Raw genomic sequence first — 22,005 nt, 5'->3', positions numbered from 1 at the left:
TGTGAGTAAGCGTCTATGTGGAAAGCGTTACATCAACTGGCGATCCCCGAGCGGCTGTACCGTCTGTGCGGATGCTGGATCCCCTGGCTGGCGGCGTTGAGCGCGCTGTTGCTGGTCATCGGCCTGGGGTGGGGCTTTGGCTTCGCCCCCGCGGACTATCAGCAGGGGGAAAGCTATCGGATCATGTACCTTCACGTCCCGGCGGCGATGTGGTCGATGGGGCTGTACCTGGCGATGGCCGTCGCGGCCTTCATCGGGGTGGTCTGGCAGATCAAAATGGCCGACCTGGCGATCGCCGCCCTGGCGCCGGTGGGGGCGGTCTGCACCCTGGTGGCACTGGTCAGCGGCGCGGCATGGGGTAAGCCGATGTGGGGGACCTGGTGGATCTGGGACGCCCGCCTGACCTCAGAGCTGGTGCTGCTGTTTCTTTACGCCGGGGTCATCGCCCTGTGGCACGCCTTTGACGACCGGCGGCTGGCCGGGCGCGCGGCGGGGATCCTCGTCCTGGTCGGGGTGGTCAATCTGCCCATCATTCATTACTCGGTCTACTGGTGGAACACCCTGCACCAGGGCTCGACCAACCTGCAGCAAACCATCGACCCAAGCATGCGTCTGCCGCTGCGGATCTGCATCTTTGCCTTCCTCATGCTGTCGGTCACGCTGACCCTGATGCGCCTGCGTAACCTGATCCTGCAGCTGGAGCGCCGTCGACCGTGGGTGGTGGCGCTGGTGAATAAAGGAGCTGCCCGATGAGCCCCGCCTTTTCGTCTTTCGCCGCCTTCCTGAATATGGGCGGCTATGCCGTGTACGTCTGGCTGGCGGTGGCCGTGGCGGTCGCCGCCTTTGGCCTGCTGACGGTGCATACCCTGTGGGCGCGGCGGGCGCTGTTCCATGAGGTACGACGCCAGCAGGCGCGCGAGCGGCGGATCGCTGCCGCCCGCGAACACGACAAGGAGGCCGCGGATGCAAGCGCGTCGTAAAACCCGGCTGTATATCGTGCTGGCGGTGCTCGCCGGCCTCGGGCTGACCGTCAGCCTGACGCTATACGCCCTGAGCAGCAATATCGATCTGTTCTACACCCCGGGGGAAATTATCTACGGCAAAACCGAAACCCGGGCACTGCCGCATACCGGGCAGCGCCTGCGGGTGGGGGGCTACGTTCAGCCGGGCTCTCTGCAGCGCGACCCGCAAACCCTCGACGTGCGCTTTAAGCTGTATGACGCCCGCGGGGTCGTGGACGTCAGCTATAAGGGCATTCTGCCGGACCTGTTTCGTGAAGGGCAGGGCGTGGTGGCCCAGGGCGTACTGGACGGCGAGCGGCATATTACCGCCCAGCAGGTGCTGGCCAAACATGATGAAAATTACACGCCGCCGGAGGTGAAAAACGCCATGACGCCGGAGAAAACGGGGGGGCAGCCATGATGCCGGAGCTGGGCAACTTTTTATTGTGTCTGGCGGCGGGACAGGCGCTGATCCTGAGCGTCTATCCCCTGTGGGGCGCGGCGCGGCAGGACCGACGGCTGATGGCCCTGGCCCGGCCGCTGGCCTGTGGGCTGTTCGCCTGTATCGGCGGCGCCTTCCTGCTGCTGGTGCACGCCTTTGTGGTCAATGACTTTACCGTCCGCTACGTGGCGGAAAACTCTAACAGCGCGCTGCCGGTGTGGTATCGGGTGGCGGCGACCTGGGGGGCGCACGAGGGCTCGCTGCTGCTGTGGGTTCTGCTGCTCAGCGTCTGGACCTTCGCCGTCGCCCTCTTCAGCCGCCGGATGCCGCTCGACGCCGTCGCCCGGGTGCTGGCGGTGATGGGGATGATCGCCTTTGGGTTCCTGCTGTTTATCCTCTTCACCTCCAATCCGTTCAGCCGCGGTCTGCCGCAGTACCCCATTGATGGCCGCGACCTCAATCCGCTGCTGCAGGATATCGGCATGATTTTCCATCCGCCGATCCTCTATATGGGTTACGTCGGCTTCTCGGTGGCTTTCGCCTTCGCCATCGCCTCGCTGCTGGCGGGGCGGCTGGATACTGCCTGGGCGCGCTGGTCGCGTCCCTGGACCCAGGCGGCATGGATGTTCCTCACCCTCGGCATCGTGCTGGGCTCGGCGTGGGCCTACTACGAACTGGGCTGGGGCGGCTGGTGGTTCTGGGATCCGGTGGAAAACGCCTCGTTTATGCCGTGGCTGGTGGGAACCGCGCTGCTGCACTCCCTGGCGGTAACCGAGAAGCGCGGCAGCTTCCGCGCCTGGACGGTGCTGCTGGCCATCGCCGCCTTCTCCCTGTGTCTTCTGGGCACCTTCCTGGTGCGCTCCGGGGTGCTGGTCTCAGTGCATGCCTTCGCCTCGGATCCGTCGCGCGGGCTGTTTATTCTGGTACTGCTGATTGTCGCCATCGGCGGATCGCTGCTGCTGTACGCCCTGAAGGGCGGCCGGGTGCGCGCGCGGGTGGAACATACGCTGTGGTCGCGCGAGTCGTTCCTGCTTGGCAACAATATCTTGCTGATGGCCGCGATGCTGGTGGTGCTCCTCGGGACGTTGTTGCCGCTGGTGCATAAAGAGCTGGGCCTCGGCAGCATCTCCATTGGCGAGCCGTTCTTCAATACCATGTTCACCGCCCTGATGGCGCCGTTTGCGCTGCTGCTGGGGCTGGGACCGCTCATCCGCTGGCGGCGCGATGACGTCGCCAGGCAGATTAAGCGCCTGATTATCGCCCTGGTTGTGACGTTGTCACTTTCTCTGGCGCTGCCGTGGCTGCTGCAGGACCGTATCACCGCCATGGCGGTCATCGGCCTGATGATGGCCCTGTGGGTGCTGATCTTCGCCCTGATGGAGGTTCACGAACGGGCCACCCATCGCCACGGCTTCTGGCGCGGCCTGCGCACTCTGACCCGTAGCCAGTGGGGGATGGTGCTCGGTCACGTTGGCGTGGCGGTGACCGTTATCGGCATCACCTTCAGCCAGAACTACAGCGTGGAGCGCGATGTACGGATGCGCCCCGGCGACAGCATTGATATCCATCACTATCACTTTGTGTTTAACGGCGTGCGCAATATCGTCGGCCCCAACTGGACCGGCGGCGAAGGCATTATTGCCGTGACCCGCAACGACCGCCCGGAAGCGACGCTGTATGCCGAGAAGCGCTTTTACACCGCCAGCCGGATGATGATGACCGAGGCGGCGATCAGCGGCGGGCTGACCCGCGATCTGTACGCCGCGCTGGGGGAAGAGCTGAGCGACGGCAGCTGGGCGGTGCGTCTGTACTATAAACCGTTCGTTCGCTGGATCTGGTACGGCGGGGTACTGATGGCCCTCGGCGGTCTGTGCTGCATGCTCGACCCGCGCTACCGGATGCGTAAGAAGCTGCAGGAGGCCTCATGAACCGGAAGCTACTGTTTATCCCGCTGGTGCTGTTTCTGGCGCTGGCCGCCGCGCTGTTCTGGCAACTGATGCGCAACGCCGATGGCGATGACCCGACGACCCTCGAGTCGGCGCTGATTGGCAAACCGCTGCCGGAATTTCGCCTTGAAGCGCTGAATACCCCCGGTCAGACGCTGGACCGACGCACGCTGATTGACGGCAAGCCGCTGCTGCTTAACGTCTGGGCCACCTGGTGTCCAACCTGTCGCGCCGAGCATCAGTTTCTCAACGGCCTGGCGCAGCAGGGCGTGCGGGTGGTGGGGATGAACTACAAAGACGATCGGCAGAAGGCGATGAGCTGGCTGCAGCGCCTGGGGAACCCGTACATGCTGAGCCTGTACGATGGCAACGGCATGCTTGGCCTGGATCTCGGGGTCTATGGCGCGCCGGAGACGTTTCTCATCGACGGTCAGGGCATCATCCGCTGGCGGCACGCCGGCGACCTGAACGAACGGGTGTGGCGCGAGGAGCTCCAGCCGCTGTGGGATCAATACAACCGGAGGGCGGGCTGATGAGATGTGCAATGGTCATCCTGCTGGCGCTGATGCTGACCGGCCAGGCGTGGGCCGCCATCGACACCTGGCAGTTTAAGGATGAGGCCCAGGAGCAGGCCTTCCGCGAGATCACCTCCCAGCTGCGCTGCCCGAAATGCCAGAACAACAGCATCGCCGACTCAAACGCGATGATTGCCGCTGATATGCGGCAGAAGGTGTACGAGCTGATGCAGCAGGGGAAAACGAAAGGGCAGATCGTTGACTATATGGTGGCCCGCTACGGTCATTTTGTCAGCTACGAGCCGCCGCTGACCGCGGGCACGGTGCTGCTGTGGCTGGGGCCGGGGCTGTTCGTGCTGGCGGGCGCGGGGGTGATTATCGCCCGCGCGCGTCGTCGCGACATTCCTGACGCGGCGCTCAGCGCTGAAGAGCGCCAGCGGCTGGCGGCATTATTGAAAGAAGGAAAAGAACGATGAGCCTGTTGGTGGTTATCGTCGCGCTGCTGCTGGCTGGCGCGCTGGGGCTGCTGTACTTCCCGTGGCCGGGCAAAGGGGCGGTGGACCGCGATGCCCTCAACCGCGTCCTGTACCAGTCGCGCCTGCAGGAGCTGGCGCAGGAGCGCGGCGAGGACAACCCGGCGCTGGTCGTCGAGCTGCAGCGCACGCTGCTGACGGATATTCCGCCCCAGGCACAGCCTGGCGAACGGCCGCTAAGCCGCTGGGCGCTGCTTCCGGGCGCGCTGCTGCTGGTGGTTCTGAGTCTGGGCCTGTATCTGAAAACCAGCGATATTGGCCAGGTGCTGCTCTGGCAGCAGGCTGAACGGCATTATCCTGCGCTGTTGCAGCAGGTTAAGGACCCGACGGCGCCGCCGCTGCGTATGGATGAGCTGGCGGAGCTGCGGCTTGGCCTGCGCAGCCACCTGCAGACTACGCCGAACGACCTCGCCGGCTGGCAGCTGCTTGGGCGGCTGGGCCTGTTGTTGAACGATGGCGAGACGGCGATCGGCGCCTTTGGCCGGGCGCATGATCTGGCGGCGGATGACCCTGCGGCGGCTTTCGATTACGCCAGCGCGCTGGTGCGGGCGGGGGATAGCGGTCAGGTTCGGATGGGCGAGCTGCTGCTGCGTGACCTGCATCAGCGGCAGCCGAACAGCCTGCCGGTGCTGGAGATGCTGGCCCTGAGCGCGGTGCGTAATGAAGATTACCCCGAAGCCGTGGCAGCCTTGCAGGCGTTACTGGCCCGGCTGCCGGAAGGGGATGCGCGGCGCGAGGCGATCGTCCGCCAGCTGGCGCAAGCGCAGCAGCAGGCGCAGTAACAGCCCGGCGGCGCTGCGCAGGCGCGGGCCAGGGGCATGCCACCAGAAGAGTACGGGCGGCCCTGTTTCTGTAGGCCGGGTCAGGCGCAGCCGCCACCCGGCAAAATAACGGCACAAGAGTGGCACAACCGCGTAGCCGGATAAGGCGCCACGCGCCACCATCCGGGATTTTCCGAGCCGGCGCTACGCTTAGCCGCTAGCGCGTGACGTCTCCTGGTGTCGATCACGCCTGCTGTGTGCCAGAGCGGACGTCGTAATGTTTGTTCAGCTAACACCCGTTGAGCGTTTCATAATGATATCTCTCTGGGGATCTGTCCCAACCTGGAAGATATGTTCACCCACCTCGGTAAACCCAAGCTTACGGTAAAAAGAGATTGCCCTTGGGTTATGTTCCCAGACACCTAACCAGACAATATCCGATCCCTGTGCCGCAAATTCAGCAAAGCACTTGTGTATCAGCGCTTGTGCAAAACCTTTGCCATGATAAGGTTCATCGATATACAGACACAGGATTTCCCCGGCGTGAATGCTATTTACACAGGGAGGAAATGCTTCCCACCTCAGTTGGGCATACCCTATCAGTTTGCTTTCGTATTCGCAGACTAATGTAATCCAGTCTTCTCTGAGGATTTCTTGCAACTGAGTATCTGTTGAATAACTTGCCTGGCAGTGAAGCTCCATATCCTTCTGAGTATTACCCGCCTCAAACGTTTTTCTAAAGGTGCGTTCGGCTAAAATGGCAAGCTCTTCTGCATCAGAGGGACGGGCTCTACGGATTAACATTTATCATTACTCTCAAAAAATAGTCTTACTTTTGCCCGGGTTTACGATAAATATCGGGTCGATTGATTTGCCAGACAAAATCTGGTTGGTTCAATGGGTTATACCCCAGCTTCTGGTAGAGCCAGGGCGCGCTAGAGGTTACCAGCATTATCCGTCGCAGGCGTGACATCACGGGATGGGCGTGACAGCATTCAATCAGCCAACGACCAAGACCACTTTTCTGATACTCGTTCAGCACGTAGACGTCGCACAAATAACCAAAAGTGGCATAGTCGGTGACCAGACGGGCGAAGCCGATTTGTCTTGTTCCATCCAGAAGCGCAAAACAAAGGCTGTTCTGGATTGATATTCTGACCGTTTCAGCATCAATGCCAGGCGCCCAGGACGATTGCGAGAGGTAATCGTGAATGGCTTCCAGCTGAAAAAAGGCGGGATCGGTTGTGACAGTAAACTGGCCTTGGGTAAAACGCAGATGCTGATTATCCACTAAACGACTCCTTGCAAACTTGCTTTGATGAGACAAGCCCTACAGGCATACCGGGCAACCACTCAGGATGCTTTCTCATGTACTGTCATGATAAATATCAGCGGGCTCTCCCCCTGGTTTTCGTAGAAATGAGGAACGTCCGTTCTGGCCGTTGCCGAACAGCCGGTTTTTACCCGATACAAATGGTCCTTTACCCCCAATGTGAGCGTGCCCGACTGAACATAAAACAGTTCAAGCGTTCCTTCCGTGTGGCCCGGTGAAGCAAACTTTTCCCCCGGCTGCATTTCCCACATCCAGAGCTCGGTCATATCAGGCCCACCCGACCCTGCGAGCAGTCTTGCTCTCCCGCCTTTTTCACCTTCCCACAATTCTGGGATCTCATCTTCAGCAATGAGATGCACAGTCGGTTTGGAACTGACATCCACAAAATCAGCCACCGAAACCCCCATCGCGGTAGCCAGGCGGCATAACAGAGCAATGCTGGGATTGGCCCGGCATCCTTCTATCTCAACCAGCGCTCCCTTGCTGACGCCGGCTCGACGGGAGAGTTCATCGAGGGAGATTTTCTTTTGCTTACGATACTGTTTAATTCGCTGAGATACGGCTTCATTCACCGTGTTGACGATAGCATTTGCATCGGTCATTAAATTGACTTTTTTGGTCATCGGTCATTATCATAGAATAAATTAGTCATTAAAGGATTATCACGTGTTAACCGTCTCTCCGTCAATTGCCCCTGAAATTTATCGTATTGCCCCAGGTTTTCGGGTACTCAGTATCTGCGTAAAAGCTGCGCCAGTGCTTCATCCCGACGCTGGAGAAATCGCGCTGCGGGAAGCCTGTGAAGCCGTTCTGGCCGGCGAACCGGAATGGGCGGGATCTCATCTGGCAGCCTGGGCCGACGTTTTTCAAAAGTTTGGTGCTAAACCTAAACGCACCCCTTGCTCAGCTGATGCGTTACGTAAGCGCGTATTACGTGACGGAACGATGCCCGCGCTCGATCCCATCGTTGATCTTTATAACGCCGTGAGTCTCCGCTACGCCGTACCGGTTGGTGGGGAGAATATCTCTGCCTATCAGGGTTCACCACGTCTGGCTGTGGCAAACGGAACAGAGCCTTTTGATACCGTCAAAGAGGGTGAAACGGCCGTTGAATATCCTTCACAAGGAGAGGTTATCTGGTGTGATGACACCGGCGTGACCTGCCGCCGCTGGAACTGGCGACAGGGGATCAGAACCCGTCTGGGCGTGGACGCTCAGCAAATGTGGTTCATTCTGGAAAGCCTGCCGCAGATGCCGCTGGAAAAACTGCACGAAGCCGGGAAGATGCTGACCGACGGCCTGGAAAAAATGATGCCCGGCCTGTGGTTTGACGTTGCTCTCATCGAAGAACAACAGCAGTAATATCCTTCAGGAGAAACAGGTATGTTTAGCGGTTATCGGCGTTTCCATTAACCCCAATAGCCGCCAGCGGCGTGGATGAAAAGGGGTTCAGCCATATGCTTTCCCGCCGTACAGATGCTCGGGTTGATTCTATGGGCATCCTGGGGTCAACCGCACGCTACGCCTATCTGACCCGGGAGCAGCGCAAGCGCGTAGCCACTCTGGCAAAACAGCATGCCGGGGACATCCCGGTTATGGTCTGTGTGGGATCGGTCCGTATCGACGCCATTCTACATCTGGCTGATGATGCCCAGGCAGCTGGCGCGAATGTCCTGTTACTCCCGGCGGTCAGCTACCAGTCACTCCGTGACGACGAAGTCTTCTCACGCTTCGAGGCCGTTACCCGGCACCTGTCTGTACCAGTCTGTATCTCTGATAATCCGGGCACGACGCATTTTACCTTTACGGACGAACTCCATGGTCGTCTCTCATCACTTAAGGGTGTTAGCTCGGTCATGTTCCCTGACGAGCCGGACAGCGTAGCTGACAGCTGGCAAAGGAATCATTGATACACTCGCTCAGCTCCCACTAGTCCTGATAGCGAAACGACCCCGGGAATGGATGTGGTACGAAGCGCCTGGTAAGGAGGTCAAAGGGATTGCCGCTGAAGACGCGGTATTCACTGATCATTTCATCTGGTAGCCTGTCACTCGCGCCGTTGGTAACGTGAAGATTCATGGTTAATTTTGGAATTCGGACGATTTATGCAAGCTATCAGACTATTCACCCTGATTCTGCCATTGTTCCTGGCACTCTGCGCCGGTTTACCGGCCAGCGCCAGCACACCTTCAGGCAGCATTTCCTCTGCAAACACAGCAATTACCACTCATGATAAGAACGGAAACCTCCTGCCGAATGCTCTGCGGATTCAGTATGATGTTGTTTCAGATGGCAGAGTTCAGAATGTTAAGATACTGGAATCGACAACGACTCCGGAGTTTGAACATAAAATCATCGAGAAAATGATGAGTAAATGGCGCTTTGAAAAGGGGAAACCGGGAATAGCTAAAAGAGTAGTCGTCATGATCCAACCCAAATCAGCCGGCGGTCCCGCGAATAAGCAGTAAGCACTTTTGAGGATTAGTCGCCTGACGCATCATCTACGCCGGTAAAGTCCCTTGGGTGCCATGAGCAGACCTTTTAAAGGCTCCTAGAAAAAACAAGCGGAGTGTTCGCCTGTTAATTTTACATCCTGGCTTTATTTATGGATTATGGAATTCTATATGTTCTGAAAAGGATTTATCCATGAGTGTCCTCTTTCCACCCAGGCTGGCTCCAGGAGATGTTATTGGTGTAACCGCTCCCTCTTCTGGCGTACCTGAACATCTGCATCCCAGACTGGAACTCGCCATAAAAAACCTAAAGAAAAGAGGTTACCAGGTCCGCGAAGGACGCTGCTTACGCTCGCAGCACAAAAATAAAAGCGCCACTAAATTTTCTCGCGTTGAAGAATTAATGTCTTATCTTACTGACCCAGATATAAAAGCTGTTATGCCACCTTGGGGCGGTGATCTGGCGATGGAATTACTTGATTTGATTGATTTTGATCTGTTGTCCCGGTCTAAACCAAAATGGTTTGTGGGCTTTTCAGATCTTAGTACACTTCATTTCCCACTGACGACGATATCGGGCTGGGCTACTTTGCATGGGCCGAACCTCATGGATCTTGGCGCTCAAAAGTTAGATGCCACCACTCAGGCCGTATGGGAAATTCTGGAATCGAATCGGGGAACTGTAATCAAACAGTACTCTTCAACAGCATTTCAAGCGGATGAAAATCAATGGGGAACAGCGTCAGACGGAGGTTTCAATCTGACCCAAAAAACACAGTGGAAACGCCTTGATGGTGTTACATCTTCTCTGACATTTAGCGGGAAACTGATCGGCGGCTGCCTCGAAATAATATCCAGGTTAGCAGGTACACCATTCGGGAATGTGCCCTTGTTCAAGGCGAGCAATAGCCCTCAAGGAATAATCCTCTATTTTGAAAATGTGGAAATGGCTCCCTGTGAATTAACACGCGCATTATTTAGCTTACGATTACAGGGTTGGTTTGATAACTTAAATGGTGTTCTTATCGGCAGAAGTGCTGCACCCGACGTAAGCGACCCGACTAAACATAATTATCTGGATGCCCTTAAAGCCGCTTTTGAGAATATTGCCGTGCCCGTACTCTATGATGTTGATATTGGTCACATGCCTCCTCAAATATCCCTGGTCAATGGAGCCGATGCGACGGTATTTTTCGCTGAAAATGGTAGCTGGGTAACTCAGCAGTTGTAGATAAGGCAGTATTAATCACAAAGGCGGGCCTTGCTGTTCTTTTGCACTGAAGATCCGCTCTTCGTTCAGAGCGGACCTCACGGCGCTTCAGAGGGGCCGCGCTTTGTCAGAAATAGCCGTTTAACATGGCGATCGTTTACGTCGTGCATTAAGCAATGCCTGAGTGCCGGGAGCGGACATTGTATGAACGTTAGTGATTTAGCAGACTCACCCCTTTTATCTAATTTCTTGCATATCTCCCTGGCAGTACCTGAAGGAGACGACAAGGGGGGAACGATTGTCCTTAAGGGATATAAATCCAGCCTGGTCGTCACGTCACTGATACGGCATTTCTTTAAAGATGCCTGCGTCTCTTGTTTCATTCACGTCCGAGTCTTAAGCCTGAACCGTGAGAATGACGCTTCCTGTTGTATGACCCGCCTCCAGAACCCGGTGTGCTTCTGCTGCGTCGGTAAGGATAAATTCAGCGCCAATGTGATTTTCAAGTCCTGCCGACAGCGCTGACATAAGGTCAGAAGCCCCTTTCCTGTATAGCGCAGCATCATCTGAATAGGCGAGTGAACTTGGTCGCATTAGTGCTATAGATCGGGCAAATCCCAGTTCTTCCACCCGCACGGGAGGTATGGGGCCTGCAGGCTGTCCAAGACTGGCGACAGTGCCAAAAGGGCGGACCACGCCGAGCGTTCTGGAGAGCATTGTTCCTCCTATACCGTCGATGGCCAGATGTACGCCATACCCTTCGGTGATGTCGCGGACTTTGTCCGGCCATGCAGCGTCGGTATGGAGCAAAACTTCACTCGCACCAGCAAGGCGGGCCGTTGCTACTTTTTCCGGTGAACCCGTTGTACCGATAACCCTGGCACCTTTCATCGTTGCCCAGCGGGTCACTATCTGCCCCAGCCCTCCGGCAGCAGAATGAACCAGTATCCAGTCGCCAGCCCTGACTTCCCTTACTTTGTTGAGTAACATATGCGCGGTAAGGCCCCGAAGCATCGTACTACCGGCTGTACGAGTGTCCACACCATCCGGGATCCTGATAAGGCGGCTGGCAGGTATATTGCGACATTCAGCATAAGCGCCCATCGGATTTCCCGTATAGGCAACGCGGTCTCCTGCTGCAAAGGACCTGACGTTACTGCCCGTTGCTGTGACGACTCCGGCCCCTTCAAAACCAGGAACCGCCTGGGGATAGGGCTGAGGGTAGAGCCCTGAGCGAAAATAGATGTCAACAAAATTCACGCCGATTATTTCTTGTCTGATACTGACTTCATCGGGACCGGGACTGACTAGCTCTCTTTCCACCGCTTTAAGAACCTCAGGTCCACCCGGCTGGCTAATAATCATTGCTAACGACATTATTTTTTCCTCACTTATAAAGTGAGAAAACTATAAATGAGTTTATTACAGGAAGAATACAGGTATAAAAGCACCATACATGTGTAAAAATGCACACGAGGTGAGATATGGACTGGCAGGATTTACATTTTTTTTTCGCCCTTGCCCGGTGTGGTTCCCTGTCGGCCGCAGCCAGGGAACTTGGCGTAGACCATGCCACTGTGGGCCGCCGGATTGCGGCCCTTGAAAGTTCTCTGGGCCTGAGGCTCACAGAGCGTTTGCCACGCCGTACCACGCTTACCGGGCATGGGCGGATTATCGCCTCCGGCGCTGACGAAATGTACCGTATTGCAGACCGTATTCGAATCCAGGCGAGGTCATTGTGTGCCGAACCGGCCGTGCCTATAAATATCAGCGCGTCACCTGCCGTTGCAGCACACCTCATTGCGCCTGCTATAGCAGGATTCACCCGGAAACATCCGGGTATCACGTTGTCATTATCCGGCGTTTCGCACCATGTTCTTCTGAATAAAAGTGAGGCTGACATTGCGGTTCGCCTGGAAAGGCCTGACGATCCAGACCTGATGACAAGGCGTATAGGTACCATGCGCTTTGGTCTTTATGCTTCTCAGTTCTGGCAAGAAATTCCGCAAGAAGATTGGGTATTTATTGCTTATGACAGCACGCTTGCACATGTCACGCAGCAGCAATGGCTGGAATCACTGCTGAACGGGCGACGAGTTATCTTTCGGGCAAGCGATCTGATGGCGCAGCAACAGGCAGCCCGGAAAGGATTGGGCATCGTTACTTTACCCTGCTTTATGGGTGATAATGACAGCGAACTGGTAAGGCTGCCGGAAAATCTGCCTTCGCCCGTGAGGAACATTTGGCTGGTTGCCTACCCTGAAATTAAGCGCGCTCACTCTGCTGTCGTGGTGATGGATTTCCTGGCTGAAATCATTGGCCGGTCCTGCCCACCTGGCAAGGATATCTGATTTTTTCTTGTTAATTACTTATGTTATATGACTGGCAGGGTTTCCCGGTAAAACGAACCATTCACGTTTAGAGATCTTCCGACATACTGATTATGTCCTCTGAGGAGATCACCATGCGTAAAGCCCGATTCATCGAACACCAGATCATTGCCGTTCTGAAGTCCGTCGAAGACAGACGTACCGTTAAGGGGGCAGTTTGGATATCAAAAAATATTGTACGTTAAGGCTGTATTTTTGACCTTTCGACTTTAGCTGGTCTCAGCCGACGAAACCACTGCGGGGTTAATGAAATTGCCGTCGTAGTTGCTTATTTCATGCTTGTCAGAAACGACAGCATCCGTAATCAGACCTGCTGTTATCCAAATTAATGTCAGGATAAATTTATCTTCCGGCAAGTTGTATAAGTTGCATTTGCAACATATGCGTAACCAGGCATGTTGCAAATGCAGCAGATAAGTTCCTTTCTTTTTTTATAATTAGCTGTTTTTAAAAAAATTATTTCGCCTCCTGTTTTGGCATGCATTCTGCAAACACCTTTATAACCAAAAGCTGTCTTTTTATTTTCGAAAGGCAAAGATCGTTATATAGAAAGATGGTAATTCGCGGCTACAGCAACTCGCCTGCGACGCGTTGTAAGGCGGACAGATAAATTCATCAATGACGGGAGTGCCCTATGTCCATTTCAGAGCCAGGTAATCATCCGCTGCAGTTCGCCTATTGGGTGCCGAACGTGTCGGGCGGGTTAGTGATCAGTAATATCCCGCAGCGTACCAGTTGGGATATCGACTACAACCGTAAGCTGGCGCAAATTGCTGAACGTGCCGGTTTTGACTATGCGCTTACGCAGATCCGTTTTACGGCCGGCTATGGTGCCGACAACCAACATGAGTCGGTCTCTTTTTCGCAGGCGCTACTCGCATCAACTGAAAATCTGAAAGTGATCGCCGCCTTGCTTCCCGGCCCCTGGAACCCCACTCTGGCGGCAAAACAAATCGCCACTATCAGTCATCTGTACGGCCCGCGCATCGCGGTCAATATCGTCAGCGGCTGGTTCCGTGGTGAGTTTAAAGCTATCGGCGAACCCTGGCTAGACCATGAAGAGCGTTACCTGCGTTCAGAAGAGTTTATCCGTTGCCTGCAGGGCATCTGGCGCGAAGACAGCTTTACCTTTGCCGGCGATTTCTATCGCTTTCGTGATTATTCCCTCAAGCCCAAGCCGCTGGCGCCGCTGCCGGAAATTTTCCAGGGTGGTAGTTCGCGTGCCGCGCGGGACATGGCCGCGCGCGTTTCCGACTGGTATTTCACCAACGGCAACACGCCTGAAGGCATCAAAGCACAGGTGGATGACATCCAGCGTAAGGCGGCACAAAACCAGCATCAGGTGAAGATCGGGGTTAACGGCTTCGTTATTGCGCGTGAAAGCGAAAAAGAGGCGCAGGCGGTGCTGCGGGAAATTATTGATAACGCCAATCCGGACGCGGTGAAAGGGTTCCAGCACGAAGTGAAAAACGCCGGCAGCGCATCGCCGGAGGGCGAGGGCAACTGGGCCAAATCCAGCTTTGAAGATTTGGTGCAATACAACGACGGCTTTAAAACCAACCTGATTGGCACGCCGCAGCAGATTGCAGAGCGCATCATTGCGCTCAAACAGTCAGGCGTCAATCTGCTGCTGCTGGCATTCCTGCATTTCCAGGAGGAAGTCGAGTTCTTCGGAAGGGAAGTGATCCCTCGGGTGCGTGAGCTGGAAAAGCAATCTCAGCCTGCCATAGCCCACGTCGTGCCAGAAGCCCTCAAGTATTGATGCTTCGTTTCCCCGGGATGCTTACACTTACACTCAAACCAAAAAAAAGCCCCTGCGCGAAAGCAGGGGCAAGCCATGTCAGAGCTTATTTTTTATTAGTTAAATACCATCCCGCCGTCGATCAGCAACGACTGACCGGTCATGTAATCAGAATCCGGGCTGGCAAGATAGGAGACGCAGGCGGCGACATCTTCCGGCTCGGACAGACGACCGAGAGTGATGCGTTTGGCGAACTCGGCGGTACCGTAGCCCAGCGGTTTACCGGCGGCTTCGGACACCTGGCGGTCAATTTCGGCCCACATTGGCGTTTTGACAATCCCCGGGCAGTAGCCGTTGACCGTGATGCTCAGCGGCGCGAGGTCGCGAGCGGCGGTCTGGGTTAAGCCGCGTACCGCGAATTTACTGGAGCTATACACCGCCAGCTCCGGGTTGCCGACGTGGCCGGCCTGGGAACAGGCGTTGATGATTTTCCCGCCGTGCCCCTCTTTCTTAAAGGCCTCGACCGCCGCCTGAATACCCCAGATCACCCCTTTGACGTTGATGTTGTAGACTTTGTCGACAATCTCCGGGGTAATGGACTCGATCGGCGTAGACGGTGCCACACCGGCGTTATTGACGATGACGTCGAAGCCGCCCAGCGTTTTGCGTGCCTGTTCAACGGCGGCAAATACCTGATCGCGGTCGGAGACATCCACTTTCACCGCCACGGCGTGTCCGCCGGCCTGGTTGATTTCGGAGGCGACCGCTTTGGCGGTGGCGTCGTTATAATCGGCAATGGCCACGGCAAATCCATCCTTCACCAGACGAAGGGCGATAGCTTTACCAATCCCCTGGCCGGCGCCGGTAACAAGTGCGACTTTTTTCATTTTCCTTTCCTTATTGTGATGACTTACAGAATCTGACTCAGATGCAGCTGGCCCATCAGCAGCGGGTTATCGCGATAATCCACCGGGATGGCCACCACCGCCGGGCCGTCGACGTCCATCGCGGCGCGCAGCGTCGGTTCCAGCGCCTCGGCGCTTTCCACGGCAAACCCTTTGGCGCCGAAGGACTCGGCATAGGCTTTAAAATCCATCGGCCCGAACTCGACGCCGGACAGGCGCTGATATTTTTTCTCTTCCTGAATAGCCACCATGTTGTAGCCGTTATCGACCCAGATGAGATGCAGCACGTTGGCTTTCAGGCGGACGGCGGTCTCCAGCTCCATGCTCGACTGCAGGAAGCCGCCGTCGCCGGAGACGGAGACCACTTTGCGCTCAGGATTGACCAGCCAGGCGCCGATGGCCCAGGGCAGGGCGACGCCCATGGTCTGCTGGCCGTTGGAGATCATCACCTGGCGGGCGCGGAAGCTGTACAGGTATCGGGCGATCCAGATATGGAAGCTGCCCATGTCCACGGTCAGCGTGACGTCGCTGTTGACGATATCCTGCATGGCGCGAACGATGCGCAGCGGATGCAGGGCAAACTGATTCAGCTGCGCGCCGCGGCGGTCCAGCAGCTCGCGCTGGTGCTGGCGGTCGCGGAGGATCTCCGCCGCCTGCGGGGAGAGCACCAGCCGGTGATCGATATTTTGCGCCAGCTTGTTGAGGGTGCCGGCGATATCGCCCACCAGCTCGACATCCGGGGTGTAGTTGCGCTCTTCATAAGCGGGCAGCACGTCGATATGCACCAGCGTCGCGTTGCCGCTGTTCCACATCGCCGGTTCATATTCCACCGGGCTATAGCCGATGCAGATCACCAGGTCGGCGAGCTGCAGCAGACGATCCCCGGCCTGGTTGTTGAACAGCCCGACCCGACCGGCGAAACGAGAGAAGTTATCCTGATTCACCGCCCCGGCGGCCTGATAGGTGCTGGTGACCGGAATATGGCTGGCCTCCAGCAAACGGCGCAGCGCCGCGCTGTTTTCCGGCTGGCTGGCCATCAGGCCGAGCAGGAAGATCGGGTTCTTCGCCTGAGCGATAAGCTTCGCCACCTGATCGATGGCATCATCCGGCGCGGCGCCCATCTGCGGTGCCCGGCTGGCCGGCAGCACTTTACCGCTGACCGGGCCATCGACCACATCCTGCGGCAGGCTGACGAACGCGCTGCCCGGGCGGCCCTGCTCGGCGGCGCGGAAGGCGTTGGAGACCACTTCCGCCAGCGCATCCGGCGCCGTCACCTCAACGGCGTATTTGGTGACCGGGCTGAACATTGCCACCGTATCCATACTCTGATGGACCTGCTTCGCCTTATCGGCACGTTTCACCGCCCCGCCCAGGGCGACCACCGGGTCGCCTTCGCTGTTCGCGGTGGCCATGCCGGTGATCAGGTTGGAACAACCCGGACCGGAGGTGACCAGCGCTACGCCCGCTTTGCCGGTAATGCGTCCGACCGCGGCGGCCATAAACGCGGCGTTGGCTTCGTGGCGTACCGGAATAATGCGAATCGAGGAATCCAGCAGTGAGTCGAACACCTTGTCGATTTTGGCGCCGGGGATACCGAAGATCTGACGTACGCCTTGCGCTTCCAGCTGGCTGACGACGAGATCGGCGCCGTGCGCCCACTGGCGTACCGGATACTGTTTGTCCATGTGAACCCCTTAACTTTCTACGGAACGGATGGCGGCATCGAGATTATCGGGATGCAGATTGGCCTGCAGGAACGCGCTGTCGGCGGGCAGGTCGATCATCAGCTTGTGAATTTCGCCGAAGGTCAGCACCCCGTGATCGAGCTGGTAATCCAGCAGGTGACCGCCGCCTTTGCGGTCATCGGTAATAAAGTGCTCGTGATACCCGGCGACATTGATCCCCTGCATATGCTGCGGGGTACGGAAGCCGACCAGCACCCCTTCGCGCTGGTTAAAGCGGAACACCGGCTGATCGTCGAGGACGTCGGTCATCGCCCGGTACGGTGGCGTCTGGCGCGGCACGGTGCGGGTATGGGCTTGGCGGAAATGGCCGTCGATGCGCAGGGCGCAGAACAGGTTGTCAGAGGGAATTTGCTGGTCAATAACGTCGTGCAGTTGCTGGCGGCTCACCGGATGGTCGAAAGTTTTCCGGTACTGCGGCTGGAACCAGGTCATCACCGCGAACGGCGTTTTCTGCTCCGGCTGGGCTTTGCGCGCGCTGCCGTCGGCGCGCAGCTGATAGACCTGACTGCTGAAGGCGATCAGCTCCCCGTCCAGCTCATTAAAGGTGCCGAGGCCGAAATCGCCGTGTTTCAGCAGGTCCGCGATGGTGGTGCTGCCTTCGTAAACCCCGCTCAGCAGGGCGCTCATTAGCGATGTCTGATAGAGCACGCTCTCGGGATGCTGCGCGGAAAACGCCCGTAGGGTTTCGCACAGACTCTCTTCGCAGGTGCATTCAGCAGAGTGATTCATATACCACTTCCTCGTTCAACAAATATAAGAAAGGTTAAATAAATGTTGACCCGATTCAGCTCACAGTTCCAATATAGAAACCATGCTGGTTTGAGACGTTTTCGATATGGAACTTCGTTATCTTCGTTATCTTCGTTATTTTGTCGCCGTCGCCAGGACGCGGCACTTCACCCAGGCCGCCAAGGAGCTGGGTATTTCACAACCTCCGTTAAGTCAGCAAATTCAGCGACTTGAACGAGAGGTGGGGACCCCGCTGTTTCGGCGTTTAACCCGCGGGGTGGAGCTGACGGAAGCGGGAGAGTCGTTCTATGAGGATGCCCGCCAGATCCTCGCCATGAGCGATGCGGCGCTGGAGAAGGCCAAGGGCATTGCGCGCGGGATGAACGGCAGCCTGTCGCTAGGCATTACCAGTTCTGATGCTTTCCATCCGCAAATCTTCACGTTGCTGCACCGTTTTCAGCTCGACCACCCCGGGGTGACCCTGCACCAGATGGAAGACAATATGGCCAATCTGATGACCGCCCTGAGCGAGGCCGAGCTGGATATCGCCTTCGTCCGTCTGCCGTGCGAGAGCAGTAAAGCCTTTAATCTGCGGATTATTGATGAGGAGCCGATGGTCATCGCGCTGCCGCGCGATAACCCGCTGGCGACGCAGCCGACCCTGGCCCTGGAGCAGCTGTGCGACGTGGCGCCGATTCTCTTCCCGCGGGAGGTGGCCCCCGGGCTGTATGAGCTGGTGTACAACAGCTGCCTGCGCGCCGGGATCGACATGGAGCGTGCCTGGCAGTCGTCGCAGATTTCGTCGTCGCTGAGTATGGTCAATGCCGGGTTCGGCTTCGCGCTGGTCCCGCAGTCGATGACCTGCATCCAGCAGCCGAACGTCAGCTATCACCCGCTCAGCGGGGCGCCGCTGAAGACCGATATCGCTATCGCCTGGCGGCGCTTTGAGCGCTCGCGCACGGTGAAACGCTTTCTGGCGATGTTTTAATTGTCGCCCCTGATAATTGGCAGGCCGCATGCTTTCGCTTTCACGTTACAGTTAGGCGGTCTTTCAGTGCTTGTACAAACAGGGAAGAGTTATGAAAAAAAGAGTGATGCCGGTGATGTTGCTTGCGGTGCTTAGCGGCTGCGCACCGCTGCACCCGTCCGATTGCCATAAAACCTCGGCCCTCGGCAGCTGTAGCTCCGGACGTTTTAGCGACGAGGATGAATATGGGCAGCAGGCAAGGGCGATTAAAAACGCGCTGGAGGCCCAGCTTGCCGATCGATATGCGTGGCACGGGAAAAAGTGCCGTCTGCATCTTGAGTTTGCCCGCGATGGTAAACTGAAAAAAATCGACGCCGTCGAGGGAAATAAAGCATACTGCGCCGCGCTACGCGAAGCGGCAGCGCGGGCGACCTTCCCGGCATTTACCAGTCAGCAAGTCTATGATGCCTTTGCCCGGTCACGTTTTAATATGCAGGGAGACTAGATTGAGAAAAGTCTTTTTTGGTTAACCAACTCATAATTTTCCGAGAGAAAGGAGGGATAATATTAATATATAACTGTATTGTGCTTTTTATTGTTTTCAACAGTAGGTTATTGTATTCGTTGATTAAACTAATGCTTTTAAGCATTTCAGGAAATAGAAGTTGAATTTCACAGGGTTAAATCATTTGCTGCCTTAAACAAGGAGTGGTCAGTGAATAAAATTAATTTACAGGTGTGGTCAACATTCAGACTTTACGGCAAAATTTGCGAAAATTGCTCCGGCGCAATGGCACTGTGTTTGTTGCAAGCGCTGGCAATGTTGGGTTGTCTCAGCAACCGTGGTGTGGGTGGGGCATATTACTGGCTATTAACGTTTATAGCTGTTTTAGCCACCGTTGGTTTCCTGGGGTCTCTCATTAGTATTGGTAACACCATCTATTTCTATACCAGAGACCGGAAAATTGAGTGTTATATCATTTATGCTGTTTTTTATCCTGTGGTGATTGGCGTGTTGATCACTGCAGCTGCCACCTTGAAGTCAATTAGCGGTTAGTCAGCCTGGCGCTGCAGTAACAGGGGAGCCATTACCTGACTCCCCGAGTTCGTCTACTGCGCCACCCAGCCGCCATCCATATTCCATGCGGCGCCGCGCACCTGGGCAGCGGCATCGCTGCACAGAAACAGCGCCATTTCGCCCAGTTGCTGCGGGGTGACAAACTCCCCGGAGGGCTGTTTTTCCGCCAGCAGCTGGGCGCTGGCCTGCTCCGGGTCGACCCCCTCGGCGATGCGCTTATCGATCTGCTGTTGCACCAGCGGGGTTAGCACCCAGCCCGGGCAGATGGCGTTGCAGGTGATGCCGCTGCGCGTGGTTTCCAGGGCCACGGTTTTGGTCAGCCCGACCACCGCGTGCTTGGCGGCGACGTAGGCCGATTTCTCTTTCGACGCCACCAGGCCATGCACTGAGGCAATGTTGATGATGCGCCCCCAGTTGCGCTGGCGCATGCCCGGCAGCGCCAGGCGGGTGGTGTGGAAGACGCTGGAGAGATTGATCGCGATGATGTCGTTCCATTTGTCCACCGGGAACTGCTCCACCGGGGCGACGTGCTGGATGCCGGCGTTATTGATCACGATATCAACGCCACCGAAGGTGCTTTCGGCATAGTGCATCATCGCCTCGATCTGCCCGACGTCGCGCAGGTCGGCGTCGTGATAGCCGGGGATCTTACCCAGCGCGGCGACTTCAGCCCGGGCGTGGCTGCTGTCGCCGAAGCCATTGAGGATCACCTGCGCGCCCGCCTGCGCCAGCACTTTGGCGATCCCTAAACCGATGCCGCTGGTGGAGCCGGTGACCAGCGCCGTTTTACCGTGCAAATTCATTTTATTACTCCTTCAATCGGGTATCAGACAATGCCGGTCACATAGAACGTGGCAATGACAAACAGTACCGCGAGGCTTTTGATCACCGTGATGGCGAAAATACCGCCGTAGGCCTGGCGATGGCTCAGGCCGGTGATCGCCAGCAGGGTGATCACCGCTCCGTTATGCGGCAGGGTGTCCATGCCGCCGCTGGCCATGGCGGCGACACGGTGCAGGACCTCGAGCGGAATATTGGCGGCGTGGGCGGCGGCGACAAAGGTCTCGGACATCGCCGCCAGCGCGATGCTCATCCCCCCGGAGGCCGAGCCGGTGATCCCGGCCAGCACCGTGACGCTGATCGCCTCGTTTAACAGCGGATTGGGAATGGCCGCGAGGGCTTTCGACAGCACCAGGAAACCCGGCAGGGCGGCGATAACCGCGCCGAATCCGTACTCAGAGGCGGTGTTCATCGCCGCGAGAATAGCCCCGCCCACCGCCGTTCGGCTCCCCTCCGCCAGCCGGCCGCGGATATTGCGATAGCCGCAGACCAGCACCAGCACAATGCCGGAGAGCAGCGCCGCCTGCACCGCCCAGATAGCGGTGATTTTCCCTACTTCGGTGACGACAGGCTTCGCCAGACCCGGCAGGGTGAGCTCATGGCTGGCGCCGTACCACTGCGGGATCCAGTGGGTAAACAGCAGATTCAGCACCCCCACTAACAGCAACGGGGCGATAGCGATCAGCGGATGCGGCAGATCGATGTCATCCGGGGTCTCCGGCTCATTTTGCAGGTCGGTCCCATAGCCTTCGCCGCGGGCCTGCGCTTTGCGGCGCTGACGCTCCAGCCACAGCAAGCCAAAAATGATAATGAACAGCGAGCCGATAAGCCCCAGCCAGGGGGCCGCCCAGGCGTTGGTGCCGAAGAAACTGGTGGGGATAATATTCTGGATCTGCGGCGTGCCGGGCAGGGCGTCCATGGTAAACGAGAATGCCCCGAGGGCGACGGTGGCCGGGATCAGCCGTTTGGGGATCCCGCTCTGGCGAAACAGTTCGGCGGCGAAGGGGTAGACGGCAAAAGCCACCACAAACAGCGACACCCCGCCGTAGGTCAGCAGGGCGCATACCAGCACGATCACCGGGATCGCGTGGCGGCGTCCGAGGATGCGGATGGCGGCGGCGACAATCGACCGCGAGAATCCCGACAGCTCAATCAGCTTGCCGAACACGGCGCCCAGCAGAAACACCGGGAAATAGAGCTTCACAAAGCCGACCATTTTTTCCATAAACAGGCCGGTAAAGGCCGGGCCGACCGCGCCCGGGTCGGTGACCAGCACCGCGCCGAGGGCGGCGATCGGCGCAAAGAGGATCACGCTGTATCCACGGTAGGCCGCCAGCATCAGTAACGCCAGTGCGGCCAGGGCAATTATCACACTCATCACGACGTCTCACTCTCATTGTTATTGTAGGGGTACAG

Annotated in this window: 24 protein-coding genes and 1 pseudogene; 16 read left to right on the top strand and 9 right to left on the bottom strand. The window is 57.2% G+C overall.

All coding sequences use genetic code 11. From position 1 onward, the window contains the following. Positions 1-15 precede the first annotated feature (15 nt). The 7 genes from HMPREF3096_RS19195 to ccmI are packed head-to-tail and all read left to right on the top strand — an operon-like array spanning position 16 to position 5,219. Positions 16-753 carry a heme ABC transporter permease gene (locus tag HMPREF3096_RS19195; RefSeq protein ID WP_064169298.1) on the top strand — a complete coding sequence of 246 codons (738 nt, stop codon included), beginning with the start codon at positions 16-18 and terminating at the stop codon, positions 751-753. Continuing rightward, the gene (ccmD, locus tag HMPREF3096_RS19190) at positions 750-980 is read left to right on the top strand and encodes a heme exporter protein CcmD (protein WP_002908220.1); all 231 of its coding nucleotides are present in this window, start codon (positions 750-752) and stop codon (positions 978-980) included. Before HMPREF3096_RS19195 ends, ccmD begins: the two co-directional genes overlap by 4 nt. Further along, on the top strand, positions 964-1,422 hold the full coding sequence (gene ccmE / locus HMPREF3096_RS19185) for a cytochrome c maturation protein CcmE (RefSeq protein ID WP_064169297.1): 459 nt from the start codon (positions 964-966) through the stop codon (positions 1,420-1,422). Before ccmD ends, ccmE begins: the two co-directional genes overlap by 17 nt. Continuing rightward, a complete protein-coding gene (locus HMPREF3096_RS19180; RefSeq protein ID WP_064169296.1) occupies positions 1,419-3,371 on the top strand; it encodes a heme lyase CcmF/NrfE family subunit in 1,953 nt (650 codons plus the stop codon). The genes ccmE and HMPREF3096_RS19180 overlap by 4 nt, the downstream gene beginning before the upstream one ends. Beyond that, positions 3,368-3,922, top strand: a complete 555-nt coding sequence (locus HMPREF3096_RS19175) for a DsbE family thiol:disulfide interchange protein (RefSeq protein WP_008804532.1) — start codon at positions 3,368-3,370, stop codon at positions 3,920-3,922. Before HMPREF3096_RS19180 ends, HMPREF3096_RS19175 begins: the two co-directional genes overlap by 4 nt. 11 nt (positions 3,923-3,933) lie before the next feature. After that, positions 3,934-4,380, top strand: a complete 447-nt coding sequence (locus tag HMPREF3096_RS19170; RefSeq protein ID WP_014599186.1) for a cytochrome c-type biogenesis protein — start codon at positions 3,934-3,936, stop codon at positions 4,378-4,380. Next, on the top strand, positions 4,377-5,219 hold the full coding sequence (gene ccmI / locus HMPREF3096_RS19165) for a c-type cytochrome biogenesis protein CcmI (RefSeq protein WP_050887066.1): 843 nt from the start codon (positions 4,377-4,379) through the stop codon (positions 5,217-5,219). Before HMPREF3096_RS19170 ends, ccmI begins: the two co-directional genes overlap by 4 nt. Positions 5,220-5,483: 264 nt before the next feature. Here the strand turns inward: ccmI and HMPREF3096_RS19160 are convergent, their stop codons facing one another. The 3 genes from HMPREF3096_RS19160 to HMPREF3096_RS19150 form a co-directional block, all read right to left on the bottom strand. Further along, positions 5,484-6,002: a GNAT family N-acetyltransferase gene (locus HMPREF3096_RS19160; RefSeq protein ID WP_023297784.1), complete on the bottom strand. Its 519-nt coding sequence runs from the start codon at positions 6,000-6,002 to the stop codon at positions 5,484-5,486. 25 nt (positions 6,003-6,027) lie between these two features. Beyond that, positions 6,028-6,489 carry a GNAT family N-acetyltransferase gene (locus HMPREF3096_RS19155; protein WP_012967969.1) on the bottom strand — a complete coding sequence of 154 codons (462 nt, stop codon included), beginning with the start codon at positions 6,487-6,489 and terminating at the stop codon, positions 6,028-6,030. A 62-nt stretch (positions 6,490-6,551) separates the two neighbouring features. Beyond that, positions 6,552-7,154, bottom strand: a complete 603-nt coding sequence (locus HMPREF3096_RS19150) for a helix-turn-helix domain-containing protein (protein WP_064169294.1) — start codon at positions 7,152-7,154, stop codon at positions 6,552-6,554. Between the two features lie 43 nt (positions 7,155-7,197). Here HMPREF3096_RS19150 and HMPREF3096_RS19145 point away from each other — a divergent pair, with 43 nt between their 5' ends. The 4 genes and pseudogenes from HMPREF3096_RS19145 (at position 7,198) to HMPREF3096_RS19130 (ending at position 10,215) form a co-directional block, all read left to right on the top strand. Then, complete coding sequence (locus HMPREF3096_RS19145) at positions 7,198-7,893, top strand: B3/B4 domain-containing protein (protein ID WP_064169293.1); 696 nt, start codon at positions 7,198-7,200, stop codon at positions 7,891-7,893. 32 nt (positions 7,894-7,925) lie between these two features. Continuing rightward, a pseudogene (locus HMPREF3096_RS19140) lies at positions 7,926-8,432 on the top strand (dihydrodipicolinate synthase family protein); the annotation flags it as partial. Between the two features lie 204 nt (positions 8,433-8,636). Continuing rightward, positions 8,637-8,999 (top strand): TonB family protein, encoded by a 363-nt coding sequence (locus HMPREF3096_RS19135; protein WP_064169291.1) that lies wholly within the window; start codon positions 8,637-8,639, stop codon positions 8,997-8,999. A 178-nt stretch (positions 9,000-9,177) separates the two neighbouring features. Then, complete coding sequence (locus tag HMPREF3096_RS19130; RefSeq protein WP_023340307.1) at positions 9,178-10,215, top strand: S66 family peptidase; 1,038 nt, start codon at positions 9,178-9,180, stop codon at positions 10,213-10,215. A gap of 375 nt (positions 10,216-10,590) precedes the next feature. Here the strand turns inward: HMPREF3096_RS19130 and HMPREF3096_RS19125 are convergent, their stop codons facing one another. Beyond that, positions 10,591-11,571, bottom strand: coding sequence for a quinone oxidoreductase family protein (locus HMPREF3096_RS19125; RefSeq protein WP_032735822.1), 981 nt, complete (start codon positions 11,569-11,571; stop codon positions 10,591-10,593). A gap of 107 nt (positions 11,572-11,678) precedes the next feature. On the opposite strand from HMPREF3096_RS19125, the gene HMPREF3096_RS19120 reads away from it, so the two are divergent. Further along, positions 11,679-12,545, top strand: a complete 867-nt coding sequence (locus tag HMPREF3096_RS19120; RefSeq protein WP_044613448.1) for a LysR family transcriptional regulator — start codon at positions 11,679-11,681, stop codon at positions 12,543-12,545. 673 nt (positions 12,546-13,218) lie between these two features. Continuing rightward, the gene (gene sfnG, locus HMPREF3096_RS19115; RefSeq protein WP_022066442.1) at positions 13,219-14,346 is read left to right on the top strand and encodes a dimethylsulfone monooxygenase SfnG; all 1,128 of its coding nucleotides are present in this window, start codon (positions 13,219-13,221) and stop codon (positions 14,344-14,346) included. 95 nt (positions 14,347-14,441) lie between these two features. Here the strand turns inward: sfnG and HMPREF3096_RS19110 are convergent, their stop codons facing one another. The 3 genes from HMPREF3096_RS19110 to budA are packed head-to-tail and all read right to left on the bottom strand — an operon-like array spanning position 14,442 to position 17,704. Continuing rightward, positions 14,442-15,212 carry a (S)-acetoin forming diacetyl reductase gene (locus tag HMPREF3096_RS19110; RefSeq protein ID WP_064169290.1) on the bottom strand — a complete coding sequence of 257 codons (771 nt, stop codon included), beginning with the start codon at positions 15,210-15,212 and terminating at the stop codon, positions 14,442-14,444. Between the two features lie 23 nt (positions 15,213-15,235). After that, on the bottom strand, positions 15,236-16,915 hold the full coding sequence (gene alsS, locus HMPREF3096_RS19105) for an acetolactate synthase AlsS (protein WP_023297780.1): 1,680 nt from the start codon (positions 16,913-16,915) through the stop codon (positions 15,236-15,238). 9 nt (positions 16,916-16,924) lie between these two features. Continuing rightward, positions 16,925-17,704, bottom strand: coding sequence for an acetolactate decarboxylase (budA, locus tag HMPREF3096_RS19100; RefSeq protein ID WP_064169289.1), 780 nt, complete (start codon positions 17,702-17,704; stop codon positions 16,925-16,927). 106 nt (positions 17,705-17,810) lie between these two features. Between budA and HMPREF3096_RS19095 the strand changes: the two genes are divergently transcribed. The 3 genes from HMPREF3096_RS19095 (at position 17,811) to HMPREF3096_RS19085 (ending at position 19,728) form a co-directional block, all read left to right on the top strand. Continuing rightward, positions 17,811-18,692: a LysR family transcriptional regulator gene (locus tag HMPREF3096_RS19095; RefSeq protein ID WP_064169288.1), complete on the top strand. Its 882-nt coding sequence runs from the start codon at positions 17,811-17,813 to the stop codon at positions 18,690-18,692. 91 nt (positions 18,693-18,783) lie between these two features. Further along, on the top strand, positions 18,784-19,176 hold the full coding sequence (locus HMPREF3096_RS19090; protein ID WP_023322775.1) for a cell envelope integrity TolA C-terminal domain-containing protein: 393 nt from the start codon (positions 18,784-18,786) through the stop codon (positions 19,174-19,176). Between the two features lie 210 nt (positions 19,177-19,386). Continuing rightward, positions 19,387-19,728: a hypothetical protein gene (locus HMPREF3096_RS19085; protein ID WP_023322774.1), complete on the top strand. Its 342-nt coding sequence runs from the start codon at positions 19,387-19,389 to the stop codon at positions 19,726-19,728. A 53-nt stretch (positions 19,729-19,781) separates the two neighbouring features. Here the strand turns inward: HMPREF3096_RS19085 and HMPREF3096_RS19080 are convergent, their stop codons facing one another. Both HMPREF3096_RS19080 and HMPREF3096_RS19075 read right to left on the bottom strand, forming a co-directional pair. Continuing rightward, entirely contained in the window at positions 19,782-20,552 is a 771-nt protein-coding gene (locus tag HMPREF3096_RS19080) for a 3-hydroxybutyrate dehydrogenase (RefSeq protein WP_064169287.1), read from the bottom strand. Between the two features lie 23 nt (positions 20,553-20,575). Continuing rightward, a complete protein-coding gene (locus HMPREF3096_RS19075) occupies positions 20,576-21,970 on the bottom strand; it encodes a GntP family permease (protein WP_008804551.1) in 1,395 nt (464 codons plus the stop codon). Between the last annotated feature and the right edge of the window lie 35 nt (positions 21,971-22,005).

Origin of the sequence: Klebsiella sp. HMSC25G12, assembly GCF_001807705.1 — a bacterium.
GTDB classification, from domain to species: Bacteria; Pseudomonadota; Gammaproteobacteria; order Enterobacterales; family Enterobacteriaceae; genus Klebsiella; species Klebsiella variicola.
This window is presented reverse-complemented; position numbering and strand designations above follow the sequence as displayed.

Excerpts from the sequence above, each read along its gene's own strand:
- HMPREF3096_RS19170 (WP_014599186.1), top strand. The coding sequence starts at position 3,934 with ATGGTCATCCTGCTGGCGCTGATGCTGACCGGCCAGGCGTGGGCCGCC.
- ccmI (WP_050887066.1), top strand. The coding sequence starts at position 4,377 with ATGAGCCTGTTGGTGGTTATCGTCGCGCTGCTGCTGGCTGGCGCGCTG.
- HMPREF3096_RS19090 (WP_023322775.1), top strand. The coding sequence starts at position 18,784 with ATGAAAAAAAGAGTGATGCCGGTGATGTTGCTTGCGGTGCTTAGCGGC.
- HMPREF3096_RS19175 (WP_008804532.1), top strand. The coding sequence starts at position 3,368 with ATGAACCGGAAGCTACTGTTTATCCCGCTGGTGCTGTTTCTGGCGCTG.
- budA (WP_064169289.1), bottom strand. The coding sequence starts at position 17,704 with ATGAATCACTCTGCTGAATGCACCTGCGAAGAGAGTCTGTGCGAAACC.
- HMPREF3096_RS19080 (WP_064169287.1), bottom strand. The coding sequence starts at position 20,552 with ATGAATTTGCACGGTAAAACGGCGCTGGTCACCGGCTCCACCAGCGGC.
- HMPREF3096_RS19180 (WP_064169296.1), top strand. The coding sequence starts at position 1,419 with ATGATGCCGGAGCTGGGCAACTTTTTATTGTGTCTGGCGGCGGGACAG.
- alsS (WP_023297780.1), bottom strand. The coding sequence starts at position 16,915 with ATGGACAAACAGTATCCGGTACGCCAGTGGGCGCACGGCGCCGATCTC.
- HMPREF3096_RS19110 (WP_064169290.1), bottom strand. The coding sequence starts at position 15,212 with ATGAAAAAAGTCGCACTTGTTACCGGCGCCGGCCAGGGGATTGGTAAA.
- sfnG (WP_022066442.1), top strand. The coding sequence starts at position 13,219 with ATGTCCATTTCAGAGCCAGGTAATCATCCGCTGCAGTTCGCCTATTGG.
- HMPREF3096_RS19130 (WP_023340307.1), top strand. The coding sequence starts at position 9,178 with ATGAGTGTCCTCTTTCCACCCAGGCTGGCTCCAGGAGATGTTATTGGT.
- HMPREF3096_RS19150 (WP_064169294.1), bottom strand. The coding sequence starts at position 7,154 with ATGACCAAAAAAGTCAATTTAATGACCGATGCAAATGCTATCGTCAAC.
- HMPREF3096_RS19135 (WP_064169291.1), top strand. The coding sequence starts at position 8,637 with ATGCAAGCTATCAGACTATTCACCCTGATTCTGCCATTGTTCCTGGCA.
- HMPREF3096_RS19195 (WP_064169298.1), top strand. The coding sequence starts at position 16 with ATGTGGAAAGCGTTACATCAACTGGCGATCCCCGAGCGGCTGTACCGT.
- HMPREF3096_RS19160 (WP_023297784.1), bottom strand. The coding sequence starts at position 6,002 with ATGTTAATCCGTAGAGCCCGTCCCTCTGATGCAGAAGAGCTTGCCATT.
- HMPREF3096_RS19125 (WP_032735822.1), bottom strand. The coding sequence starts at position 11,571 with ATGTCGTTAGCAATGATTATTAGCCAGCCGGGTGGACCTGAGGTTCTT.
- HMPREF3096_RS19120 (WP_044613448.1), top strand. The coding sequence starts at position 11,679 with ATGGACTGGCAGGATTTACATTTTTTTTTCGCCCTTGCCCGGTGTGGT.
- ccmD (WP_002908220.1), top strand. The coding sequence starts at position 750 with ATGAGCCCCGCCTTTTCGTCTTTCGCCGCCTTCCTGAATATGGGCGGC.
- HMPREF3096_RS19095 (WP_064169288.1), top strand. The coding sequence starts at position 17,811 with ATGGAACTTCGTTATCTTCGTTATCTTCGTTATTTTGTCGCCGTCGCC.
- ccmE (WP_064169297.1), top strand. The coding sequence starts at position 964 with ATGCAAGCGCGTCGTAAAACCCGGCTGTATATCGTGCTGGCGGTGCTC.